This window comes from Phytoactinopolyspora endophytica, assembly GCF_004138495.1.
In the GTDB taxonomy this organism is placed as follows: Bacteria; Actinomycetota; Actinomycetes; order Jiangellales; family Jiangellaceae; genus Phytoactinopolyspora; species Phytoactinopolyspora endophytica.
Genome location: NZ_ML142851.1, coordinates 1 through 11,736, shown reverse-complemented (window position 1 = coordinate 11,736; position 11,736 = coordinate 1). Strand labels below are relative to the sequence as shown.

The following is an 11,736-nucleotide window of genomic DNA, read 5'->3' as shown; positions in this document are numbered from 1 at the left end:
GTAGACTCGAGCATAGAAAGAGAGGCGCTGGGTGGCCGTTTTGGTCGGGCCACCCAGCGTCTCTCTTAACTGCGACAGTGGACTTCCCCCGTCACAGCTCGCCGTTCCTCCAGGCGTCCATGAAGTCCGGGTTCGCGTCGAGCCATTCGGCGACGGATCCGGCGTTGTCCTCACGGTCGTTCTGGACGACCATGATGTCCTCGATCTCCAGCAGCTGCTCGTTGGTCAGGTGCAGGTTCTTGAGCAGCTGGGCCACGTTCGGGTACTCCTCGGTGAATCCGGGCCGGCCGAGGGAGTACAGCCGCTCAGCACCGCCGAGAGCACCTTCGGGGTCTTCCAGGTCGCGGATGTCATGCGCCGCGTACGCCCAGTGCGGGTGCCACAGCGTCACCACGATGTTGTCACCCGAGTCCATGGCGGACTCGAGCTCGGCCAGCATCGCCTGGCTCGACGACGGGGCGAAGTCCCAGTCGTCGAGTCCGTACGTCGGGATGACCGAATCGCGAGTTGTCTGGGTCAGGCCGGCACCCTCTTCGATGCCGACGATCCGGCCGCCGTACTCGTCCTGGAAATCGGCCAGCTCGTCGAGCGACTGGGCGGGCGAGTCGTTGTTCACCGCGAGGGTCAGGAAGCCCTCGTTGAACCAGCAGCCCAGGTCTTCGAGATCCTCGCCGAGCTGAGCGCCATCAGGGCTGTCCATGTCGACGTAGGTGGCGCCATGCGTCCCGGGAAGCCAAGCGTCCAGCATGACGTCCGCGTCGCCCTCGGCGACACCCTGATAGGTGGGACCGGGGTCGAGGTCGGTGGAGTCGACGGTGTAGCCCTGCTCTTCGAGGGCCGCGTTGAGGAGCTCGAACACGACGATGTTCTCGTCCCAGCCGGTGAAGTTGGCGATGGAGATTTCGGTCGGGTCGTCGCCCGTTCCCTCCGGATCCGGGATCGGCGCCGCCTCAGACGCCGGCTCACAGTTGGCAGTGTCGGAGTCGGCGATCAGCTGGGTCTCGAGCATCGCGCCGTCGCCATCGGTCGCCTCTCCGTCGTCACCGGCTTCTTCGTCTCCGGCGTCGTCGGTTTCCTCCGTAGTCGCGCCGTCGTCGCCGTTGTCTTCGTCGTCATCGCCGCACGCGGCGAGCAACAGCCCGCTGGCGATCAAGCCAGCAGTAACGGCGGTAAGTCTAGATCTCCGCATTGTTCTCTCCTTGGTATTGACTTACACAGAACAGCTCGGGATCTACTCCCGAACTTGGCTGGCTCGCACCACGGGAGCGCGGTCGGCGAGCGCAGCAACACTTCGGTCTAGGTAAATCGCCAGCACGACGACGGCAAGACCAGCCTCAGCACCTCTCGGGATGCTCAGCGCGTTGAGCCCGGCGACCACCTCGCCGCCCAGTCCGCCGGATCCCACCAAGGCGGCAAGCACCACCATCGAGAGCGACAGCATGATCACCTGGTTGATCCCGGCCATGATCGTGGGAAGTGCCAGCGGTAGCTGGATCTGACGCAGAATCCGCCCGGGCGGTGCGCCGAATGCCTGACCGGCCTCCACGACCTCGGAGTCGACCTGCCGAATGGCGAGTTCGGTGAAACGCACACCAGGCGGCATGGCGAAGATGACGGTCGAGATCATTCCCGGCACTACACCGATGCCGAAGGCGAACAGCGTGGGAATCAGGTACACCATGGCGGGCATGGTCTGCATGAAGTCGAGAACCGGCCGGACGATCTGGCTGACGGTCTGTGACTTCGCCGCCCAAATGCCTAATGGGACCGCAAGCGATGACGCGATGGTCGCGGCGAGCAGAATCAGCGCCAGCGTCTGCATGGCACCGTCCCACTGTCCCATCGCGGCGATCAGGTAGAAGGCCAGAACCGTAAAGACGGCGAACTGCCACGAGCGGACGATCAAGCCGAGAACGGCGAAAATCGCGATCATCACGAGGAACGGCGGCCCACTCAGGACGTCGAACAAGGTGTCAAACGCCCAGCTCAGTGCGGAGTCAATGCCGTCTAGAACCGGCTGAAATGTGTCAGTGAACCAGTCGTACGCATCTCTGATCCAGTTTCCGACGTCGAGCTCAGGGTCCAGCGGGTCGAAAGACTCGGACTCGGTCCTAATCACGGTCGACCTCCGTAGGATTCTGCGCCGTCGTGCCGTAGTCGGCAAGGCGGCCGACGGCCGGTCCTGCGTCGGGTTGTAGCTGGGTCGTGCCGTTTTCGGGAAGGCTGGTGCGCCCGTCACCGCCAGTAGTGTCCACGGCGGCTTCCTCACCGGCATGTACGACGCTGGCGATGCTGGCCATGGCAGACAGCAAGGTGACGCGCGGCACTACGCCCATCAGGTGCTTGTCATCGTCTACGACCGCCAGCGGAAGTGGCGATTCGGCAGACTGCGCGAACAGATCCGCGAGGTACGTGTCCTGGTGGACAGACGCGACTTTGGGGTCGATGACTCCTTCGAGCGTCGTGTCGCCCCGGTTGACCGCGCCCACCACGTCCGTGTCGCGGACCACTCCGTGCAGCTTGTTGTCCCGTCGGCCGACGGCGAAAGCCGCGCTCGTCTGTTTCTCCCGCATCGTGTGTTGCGCTTCTCGAGGCCCGGAGTTGGCGTTGATGACGTACTGGGCGGGTTCCATGACGCTGGACGCGGTCAGAACTCGCGTGCGGTCGACGTCGGCGACGAACTGTGCGACGTAGTCGTTGGCAGGGTCGTTCAGCACCTCCTCAGCCGTACCGATCTGGACGATGCGGCCGGCGCGCATTACGGCGATCCGGTCGCCGAGCCGCATCGCCTCGTTCAGGTCGTGCGTGATGAAGACGATGGTCTTGTTCAGCGAGCTTTGCAGCTGGCTGAGCTGGTCCTGCATCTCGCGCTTGATCAGCGGGTCGAGCGCGGAGAACGCCTCGTCCATCAGCATGATGTCGCTGCCCGCCGCGAGCGCTCGAGCGAGTCCCACCCGCTGCTTCATGCCGCCGGAGAGCTGGGACGGGAACTTGTCGTCCCAGCCGCCGAGACCGACCAGTTCAAGTGCTTCCGACGCACGCGTGAGCCGTTCGTCCTTCTCGACGCCTTGGATGTCGAGGGCATAGGCGGCGTTCTGCACCACCGTGCGGTGCGGCAGCAGCGCAAAGTGCTGGAAGACCATGCTGATCTTCTCCTTGCGCACTTGACGCAGCTCGGCGTCGTTGACATGAGCGATGTTGGTGTCGCCGATGTAGACGTCGCCAGCCGTGGGCTTCCACAGGCCGTTGAGCATCCGGATCAGCGTGGACTTGCCAGAGCCGGACAGGCCCATGACGACGAAGATCTCACCGGGCTCGACCTCGAAACTGGCATCGATGACGGCGGCAGTTGCGCCGAGTCGAGCCACATCTTCGGAGGTCGCGCCCTCTTCAAGTTGGCGCACCGCTTGTTCGGCCTTCCGGCCGAACACTTTATAGAGTCCTTCCGCGCGTACCGCGGCCAAAGCGTCACCTCTCGCTAGTCGGCCACGCGACGCACCGGAATGCCCGGGCGGGCCGTTCGGCGCCGTACGGGCACCGGTGAGCCACGCGACTAGTCGACTTCAGATGGGGTTCCGGCGCGTCAACCTCGTATGGTGACCGCCGTGTCGCCGTTGACATCAGCCGGGTGGCGACGATGTCGTCGCCTCCACCTGACCAGTCGGGCGAACCCCACCTCAACCTGGTCCAACCCCTAACGCTATACGAACGGTTTACCCGGCTGCACCTTCCGGGTCGTTCCATTCGCCACAACGTGCGGCGATCGAGACGAGATCGCAACTAGGCGTCTCAGCTCGTGGACTAAACATAGCAGCTCAACCGCCTCTCAGCGCCGCGATCGGCTCGATGGTCGAGGCGCGCCAGGCCGGGTAGGTTCCGGCGACCAGTCCGATAAGAGCACCCAGGAACGGCGCGACGGCGGCGAGCCCTGGGTCGAGCAGCGGTGTCCAGCCGCGCGCCATCGACACACCCACGGTCGCCAGCACCCCGGCCGCGGCCCCGATCAGGCCGCCGAGGAAGCCGATCACGATGCTCTCGACGACGAACTGGTTCGCGATGTGCCGCCGGGTCGCGCCGACAGCCCGCCGCAACCCGATCTCGGAGATGCGTTCCATGACCGACAGCAGTGTGATGTTCGCGATACCCAGGCCACCGACCAGCAGCGCGAGCCCGCCCAGCGCCAGGAAGAGGACGTTGACGTCAGTCGACACCTCGTCCCGCAACGAGCCAGGCGCGGGCGGCACGTCGACGTTGAGCAGCTCCGGATCGTTCGGGGCGACCGCCAGGGCGGCCTGTGACCCGATGAGCTGTGCTGCGCCGAGCTCGGTGCGGATCTCGAGCGCCCCCGGTGCGTCGAGGCCGTACAGTGAATCCGCCGTCCCCATGGGGAGGACCACGGCGTCCAGGAGCTCCGAGCGGTGTGACGCGGAATCGATGATCCCGATGACAGTGAACGGTCGGTCACCGATGAATATGGACGGTTGCGAGTCGACTCTGTTGACGCCGAGACGCTCCGCGGCGTACCGGCCGAGGACCACGACCGGATCGCCCCGTCCGTCGTGGCCGGCGTCGAAGAACCGCCCGTCGGAGAGAACCGCGTTGACGGCGTCGAACAGGCCAGGGGAGCCGGCCGCTACGGGGACGTCGTGCTCGACTGCACCACCCGGATCGCTGACCGGTACGCCACGTACCTGTGCGCCCTCGACGGCGACCTGAGCGAACGTTCCGGCCGCGGCCACGCCGGCCAACCGGCTGACGCGATCCGCCGCGTCCCACGGAAGCTCGGTGATCTTGACACCTCCGTCGGTGCCTTCCCTCTCACCTGCCTCGACGACCACGCGTACCGCACTGGTCGCATCGAAGCGGCCGGATATCTGACCGGATGCCGTCTGACCGAGACCCATGGTGGCGACCAGCGCGGCGATGCCGACGACCGTTCCCAGTGTGGTCAAAGCGAGTCGTGACGGCCGAGCCGCCACTCCGGCCAGCGCTTCGCCGAGCAGATCCCGCAATGCGAGCCGTCGCCGCAGCGGAGCCCGCCTCATGAGGCCACCTCGTCCGTGAGCGTGCCGTCGGCGATGCGGACGCGTCGGTCCGCGCGCGTGCTGACGTCGTCGTCGTGCGTGATGACGGCGAGGGTGAGCCCCTCTCCGTGCAGCTTGTCGAAGACGTCGAGCACCGCGTCGGCGTTGCCGGAGTCGAGGTTGCCCGTCGGCTCGTCGGCCAGCAACAGGCTCGGCTCGGCCGCCAGAGCTCGCGCGATCGCCACTCGTTGCCGCTCCCCGCCGGACAGAGTCTGCGGGCTGAACTCGACGCGATGTTTGAGCCCCACCCGGTCCAGCGTGTCCCGCGCCCGCTTCGTCCGCTCGCGGCGCGGGATCCTCCGGTACAGCATGGACAGTTCCACGTTCTCCAGCACGCTGCGGTGCTGAAGCAGGTGGAAAGCCTGGAAGACGAAGCCGATCCGCTCTCCGCGCAGCTCCGAGCGCTTGGCGTCGGAGAGCTCGCTCACATCAACGCCGTCCAGGAGGTAGGTCCCGACGCTGGGCCGGTCCAACAGCCCGAGCAGATGCAGCAGTGTGGACTTTCCCGAACCGGACGGCCCGACGATCGACAGGTACTCACCCTCAGAGATGGTCAGGTTAATGTCCCGGACGGCATGGACCTCGGGAGTTCCGGGGAAGGTCCGGCAGACGCCGATCATCTCCACCACTGTCCGCCTGCCCTGATCCTGTTCACCTTGCTCCTCATGGTTGCGTCCTGCAGATGGTGGTTCAGAGTGCTCGTCCTGCAGGACGCTGGAGAGGAAGGGCTCACTCGGAGTCATCGACCGCCGCTTCCTCCTCGGGTGTCAGGGACGCGTCGGCGCCGTCGCCGCCGACCACCACAAGGGCTCCCTCTTCCAGCGAGCCGTCGTCGACGGGCGTGACCTCGGCGTAGCCCTCAGCCGTCAGGCCGACCTCCACCTCGACGAGCTCCGTGGTCGTCGCCGTATCGTCCCCGGACGCGGGGCGCTGCACCTCGACCCTTGCCTCGCCACCGGTGCCGGCGGTCAGCGCGGCCAGCGGGACGGCCAGTACCTCACCGTCGGTATTGGCGACCGGGACGGTGACCTTCACATTCGCCGAGCGCAATGCCTGGACCTGCTCGTCTTCGAGGTCGCCTGGTGTGATCTGCACGTCATAGCCGGAGGCGTCGTCGCCGGAGGCCTCGCGGATCTTGGCGATGGGCGCCGTGACCTGGCCCCCAGTCGGCAGGTCGATGATCGCCTCCATCTCTTCCTTGAGCAGCTCTCGGGTGGAGGCGTCGACGTTGACCGTCACCACCATGTCGGCGCCGCTGATCGACATCACGGCGCCGTCGACCTCGGCCCCGCGGCTCACGTTCACCTCGTCGACGCGGCGCGGCAAAGACGGGACAAACACGACCTCCGACGCGGGAAGCGGGGTGCTAGCCGGCACAGCCGCCTGGTCCCGTTTCTGCTGTGCCTCCGCCAGCCGGTTCCGTGCCGCATCCAGCGCCGCCTGCTCGGCGGAGACATCCGGTCCGGCCAGCAGCTCGTCCAGGCGCGCTTGCGCCAGCTCCAGCTGGACCTCCGCGTCGTCGATCGCCTCAGCGTCGCCGTCCTGTTTCGCCTGCTCTAATTGGTCCTCGGCCACGTCGACGTCGTGCTCGGCCTGGATCTTCTCGGCGTCACTCGGGCCCTGGGAAGCGGCCTGAAGCGCCGACTCGGCGTTCCGTACCTCGTCTTCCGCTAGGTCCAGGCTCTCATCGGCTGCGTCCAGCTCCGCTTGGATGTCAGGATCGATGGCAGGCGGCTCGTACCCCTTGTCCTGGAACAGCTCCTTGACCGCGCGGCTCGTGGAACCCGTGAAGTCTTCGTCCACCTCACCGGGGTCGAAGCCGAGCTTGTCCAGGGCCTTCTCGAGCTGCTCGATGTCCGGGCCGCTCATCCCGGGACGGAGCGTCCGGTACATCGGAACGTCGCCCGGCAGCACGATCACCGGACGGCCGACCACCTCGAGCAGCACGTCCCCTCGTTCAACCTTGTCACCGACATCTGGGACCTTGCCGGTCACCACCGGGGTGGTCTCCAGCCCCGGGAACTGCGGCTCGACGCTGACCGTACCCGTGTAGGACACGTCTCCGCGGGTCACCACTTGGCTTTCCAGTTCGCGGAGCTCGACTGGGACGGTGACGTCAGAGGCCTCCGGGGGCTCCGCGCGGGCCGCCGCGTCCGCCGGTGAGGTGATACGCGTACCAGCGAAGACGCCGGCGACCAGCGCCCCGGCGGCGACGCCGACGATGATCAGTAGAGTCTTGGTGCGAGCTTGCATCAGCCGATCTCACCGGACTCGGCCATCCAGTTCCGGTAGCGCTCAAGCTCCGCCTGGTTGTCATCGACGAACTCCTGCTCCATTTCGAAGACCACCTCACGGTGGACGTCCTCATAGTGTTCTTGCTGGCAGGCATAATCGGCAGTGGCGGTCTTCACCTCGCGTTTCTGGACCTCGGCCAGCTGCTCCGGGTCGACGTCGGCGTTCGCGGGGCCACCGCCGGGCCCACCGACGATGACGGTCTCGGACTCGCCTTCCTCGCCGTGGCCCTGCAGCTCGAGCATTTCGTCGAAGATCTCGTTCTGTGGATCGTCCGGCGTCTCGTAGCCTGGGTACCCGGCATCGGCCATACAACCCGCCCACTCTTCGGTGGCTGCGACGACACGTGGGTCGTTCTGGATGCGTTCCTGCAACGCGAAGATGTCCTCGAACAGCGGCTGGAACTGGTTCCCGTCCTCGACTTGTGTGGACTGGTCGCCGTAGATCTCGGTCGACGCCTGCCCCTGGCAGCCCAGGTCATCGGGCTCGGTCATCAGCTCGTCGCCTGGGCCGTCGGCCCCGTCCTCGGACACATCGTCCTCGGCGGCTTCCCCGTCGGATATGGCCATCCCACCGAGGTCGCCCCACAGAGCGCGGTCGTACTCCTCCTGCGCCGCCTCAGACAGCTCGTCGCGGATTTTCGAGTTCGGATCAGTGGTCTCCTCGTCTGCCTCGTCCGGACCGAACATGAGCGTGCTGACCCCGTAGCCGTACTCCTCGGCGAAGTCTTTCGGCTCGAGCGCGTATGCGTCCTCGTGTGGCGAGGACTGGACGTCGTCGAGCGAGACCGGGACGTACTCGAAGCCCTCGGTGCGCATGCACTCGGCGATGGCTTCCTCCATACGCCGGAAGTCCTGACGCTCCTGCTCAGACATCTCGGAGCCGCCGGATGACACGGCGTAGGACGACATCATTCCGCCGCTCGAGAACGTCATCCCCGGCATGTAGGCGGACAGCGGGCTCTCTGGCTGGTCGCTGCGGCTGCTGCCGTCGTCGTCGGAACTGCCGTCGTCGTCGGCGTTGTCGACGCCCTCCTTGGTGGTGGTGCTGCCGTTCTCGGTGTCGGCGCCGTCGTCGCCCGGTGAGCCGCCAGAGCAGCTCGCGATGGCGAGGCCGGCGGCGCCGACGGCGGTGATCACAACCCTGACGCGCATATGTCCTCCATGAGATTGTCAGTGGAATTCGAACCGGGCAGAGGAGCCCACATCCGCCGCGGCATGCTGTCGAGCGTCGTCGACCGGCGGTTAAGAACCGATGAAGGAGAGGTCAGGGCTGCGTTCTTCACAGGATCTTGACCGGATCCTGGGACACTCTCCTTCATGGGAGCACGGATCCTGGTGGCTGAGGACGACCACAAGCAGGCGGAGCTGGTCCGCCGTTATCTGGAGCGAGAGGGCCACGGTGTCTTCGTGGTCCGCGACGGAAGGTCCGCGCTGGACGAGGCCCGCCGTCGTTCGCCTGACCTGCTGATCCTGGATGTGATGATGCCGCGCGTGGACGGGCTGGACGTCTGCCGGATCCTCCGCTCGGAGACCGACGTGCCGATCATCATGCTGACCGCGCGCTCGACCGAGGACGACCTGCTGCTCGGTCTCGATCTTGGCGCCGACGACTACATCACCAAGCCGTACAGTCCGCGGGAGCTGGTGGCGCGGGTACGGACGGTGCTCCGCCGATCGGGCCGTTTCTCAGCGGAGGGCGAGCTGCCGTATCGGATCGGGGAGCTGCAGGTCGACACGGTACGGCACGAGGTGCGGCTGGGCGAGCGCCGCGTCGAGGTGACGCCGGCGGAGTTCAAGATCCTGGAGTGCCTGGCTGCGTCGCCGGGGCGTGCCTTCAGCCGCCAGTACCTGCTGGAGCAGGCGTTCGGCTTCGAGCATTACGTCCTCGACCGCACGGTCGACGTGCACGTGATGAACCTGCGACGCAAGATCGAACCTGACCCGGCGGCGCCGACATACGTGCAGACCGTCTACGGCGTCGGCTACCGGATGGCCGACACGGTCGGTGACGACGCGCAGAGCGCCGAACGGATGGAGGCATCCGATGCGACATAGCCTGTTCCTGCGGCTGCTCGGCCTGTCCCTGGCCGTCGCTGTCTTCGCGATCGGGGCCACCGCCTGGCTGACCACCCGGGAGACCAGCGAGCGTTTCCGTGGTGAGTTCGAGCGGACGCTGGAGGCTGACACCTTCCTCTACCAGCAGCTCACCTCCTATGCGATGGCGCACGACTCGTGGGCGGACGTGACGGAGACCGTGGCCGAGCTCGCGGAGCAGTCCGGCAGGCGCGTCGCGTTGACCAGCCTGGACGGTGAGATCATCGCGGACTCAGCGGCTTCCTCTTCTGACGACGCGCCGTCGCTGCCGTCGGACCCGACCGCCGAGATCGACGCGGCGACCGCCGAGGGATCCGCGATGGGCGGTACATACACCGCGCTCGATGCCACGATCATAGAGGCTGTGGACAGCGTTGGGGCAGCAGGTATCGACGTGCTCGACGTGCCGCTGGATGCGGCATCCGTCGGCGTGCAGGTGGCTAACTCCATGTCGGGGCAGTACATGTCGCCGACGTGGCGGATGAGTGACGATGAGCTGGAGCGACGCAACCGGCTCGCCGCAGAGGCCGAGACATGTGTTCAACGGGACATCGGCACGGAAGACGACGTGGTGGTCTCGATCAGCGGTGACGTCTTCACGATGTACGAGGCCAGGGACTCATTGCGTCTCGAGGGTGAGCTTGAGCCTGTGGAGCGCCTGGAGACCGGTACGACGAGTGTTGAAGGCGACGCGGTCGACCGGTGCATCCCAGATGAGCTACGCGAACCGAGCCGAATCGCGCAGGAGCTGAACGAGAGCTATGTCCGGCTGGCGACGGAGTGCTTGGACGAGCATGGAGCGTCGTACTCGACGATAACCAACGACTACGGCCTGAAGGTTGTGGTTCCCGAGTTCACCGAGGGCCAGGGCGTCGAGGTCAGCGATGGCGGCGAGGGCGAGCGTCCGGAGACCTCGGCGACCGGTGAGGCGACGGGGGCGGATATCGCGTCAACGGAGTGCCTGAGCACCGCATGGGAGGACGCTATGGCCGCGTTCGTCGCTGAGCCGGCATTGCTCTACACCGGAGGCGAGGAACGGTTCGACCCGTTCGTCGGCGACGGGCTGGGGCGGACTCTCGTCGCCGGCGGGTCCGTGCTCGCGGTGGTGACCGGGGTGACCGTGTTCGGGGGCCGGCGCCTCACCCGGCCGATCCGCGCTCTGACGGACGCGACGCGGCGGATGGGCGATGGCGAACACGGTGTTCGGGTGCGGACGTCCGGACGGGACGAGGTCGCGCAGCTGTCCGGCGCGTTCAACTCGATGGCAGCGTCGATCGAGGCCAATCAGACCCAACGGCGGGCGATGATCAGCGACGTCGCGCACGAGCTGCGCACGCCTTTGTCGAACGTGCAAGGCTATCTGGAAGCTGCCGAGGACGGCGTCGTTCCTCTCGACCCCGAGTTGGTGCGATCGTTGCTGGAGGAGTCGTCCCTGCTACGCCGGCTGATCGATGACCTGCAGGAGCTGGCACTCGCCGATGCCGGCATGTTGCGGTTCCACCAGGAACCCCGGGACGCGACGGAGGTCGCCCGGCAGGTGGTGGCCGCTCATCGTGCCGGCGCCGACGAAGCAGGCGTGACCCTGTCGGTGGAGTCTGAGCTCGAAGGATCTGAAGGTGATGCGTCGCAGGCCATCGTGTGGGTCGACCCGGAACGCCTGCGGCAGGCTCTGAGCAACCTGGTGTCCAACGCCGTGCGGTTCACTCCCGATGGCGGCGAGGTGCGGGTCTGTGCGCGACGGGGCGACGGCTCGGCGGTCCTGACCGTGGAGGACGACGGCGCCGGGATCCCGGCGGAGCATCTTCCCCGGTTGTTCGATCGCTTCTACCGCGTCGAGAGCTCGCGGAGCCGGGAGACCGGAGGTAGCGGTCTCGGGCTGGCGATCACGAAGCACTTGGTCGAGGCGCAGGGAGGAAGCATCGACGTGGAGAGCACGCCGGGGGCCGGGTCCGTGTTCACCATCAGGTTGCCGCTGCACAGCCCAGTGGATGCGGTATGACCGGGGACCGAGGTGTCTTCGCGGGCTGAAAGCAGGTATTATCCATCGCGGCGTTGGTCATTCGGTGACGCACGCGGGTGTAGTTCAATGGTAGAACTTCAGCTTCCCAAGCTGACAGTGCGGGTTCGATTCCCGTCACCCGCTCCACAGAAAAACGCGCAGGTCAAGGTCGACATTCCTGGGTCTTCGGATCCTGGCGGGGAGGCCATCCTTCGGGGTGGCCTTCTTTGTGTGTGTGGCGGTGGGCTGATGGGGACGAAGGTGC

The 11,736-nt window shown here is 66.4% G+C and carries 9 protein-coding genes and 1 tRNA gene; 3 read left to right on the top strand and 7 right to left on the bottom strand.

The genetic code is table 11. From position 1 onward, the window contains the following. Positions 1–91 precede the first annotated feature (91 nt). The 7 genes from ELR45_RS05940 to ELR45_RS05910 all read right to left on the bottom strand — a co-directional run bounded on the left by ELR45_RS05940 (position 92) and on the right by ELR45_RS05910 (position 8,530). Complete coding sequence (locus tag ELR45_RS05940; protein ID WP_205856121.1) at positions 92–1,189, bottom strand: glycine betaine ABC transporter substrate-binding protein; 1,098 nt, start codon at positions 1,187–1,189, stop codon at positions 92–94. Between the two features lie 42 nt (positions 1,190–1,231). Then, a complete protein-coding gene (locus ELR45_RS05935; RefSeq protein WP_205856120.1) occupies positions 1,232–2,119 on the bottom strand; it encodes an ABC transporter permease in 888 nt (295 codons plus the stop codon). After that, positions 2,112–3,464: a quaternary amine ABC transporter ATP-binding protein gene (locus ELR45_RS05930; protein ID WP_129664309.1), complete on the bottom strand. Its 1,353-nt coding sequence runs from the start codon at positions 3,462–3,464 to the stop codon at positions 2,112–2,114. The genes ELR45_RS05935 and ELR45_RS05930 overlap by 8 nt, the downstream gene beginning before the upstream one ends. 351 nt (positions 3,465–3,815) lie before the next feature. Then, the gene (locus ELR45_RS05925; protein ID WP_129664307.1) at positions 3,816–5,045 is read right to left on the bottom strand and encodes an ABC transporter permease; all 1,230 of its coding nucleotides are present in this window, start codon (positions 5,043–5,045) and stop codon (positions 3,816–3,818) included. After that, positions 5,042–5,704: an ABC transporter ATP-binding protein gene (locus tag ELR45_RS05920; RefSeq protein ID WP_205856235.1), complete on the bottom strand. Its 663-nt coding sequence runs from the start codon at positions 5,702–5,704 to the stop codon at positions 5,042–5,044. The genes ELR45_RS05925 and ELR45_RS05920 overlap by 4 nt, the downstream gene beginning before the upstream one ends. Positions 5,705–5,813: 109 nt before the next feature. Beyond that, a complete protein-coding gene (locus tag ELR45_RS05915) occupies positions 5,814–7,337 on the bottom strand; it encodes a peptidoglycan-binding protein (RefSeq protein ID WP_129664303.1) in 1,524 nt (507 codons plus the stop codon). Then, the gene (locus ELR45_RS05910) at positions 7,337–8,530 is read right to left on the bottom strand and encodes a hypothetical protein (RefSeq protein ID WP_129664301.1); all 1,194 of its coding nucleotides are present in this window, start codon (positions 8,528–8,530) and stop codon (positions 7,337–7,339) included. The genes ELR45_RS05915 and ELR45_RS05910 overlap by 1 nt, the downstream gene beginning before the upstream one ends. 165 nt (positions 8,531–8,695) lie before the next feature. Here ELR45_RS05910 and ELR45_RS05905 point away from each other — a divergent pair, with 165 nt between their 5' ends. The 3 genes from ELR45_RS05905 (at position 8,696) to ELR45_RS05895 (ending at position 11,618) form a co-directional block, all read left to right on the top strand. Then, a complete protein-coding gene (locus ELR45_RS05905) occupies positions 8,696–9,433 on the top strand; it encodes a response regulator transcription factor (protein ID WP_129664299.1) in 738 nt (245 codons plus the stop codon). After that, positions 9,423–11,471, top strand: a complete 2,049-nt coding sequence (locus tag ELR45_RS05900; protein WP_129664296.1) for a sensor histidine kinase — start codon at positions 9,423–9,425, stop codon at positions 11,469–11,471. Before ELR45_RS05905 ends, ELR45_RS05900 begins: the two co-directional genes overlap by 11 nt. Before the next feature lie 73 nt (positions 11,472–11,544). Then, positions 11,545–11,618, top strand: a tRNA-Gly gene (locus ELR45_RS05895). Positions 11,619–11,736: the final 118 nt, after the last annotated feature.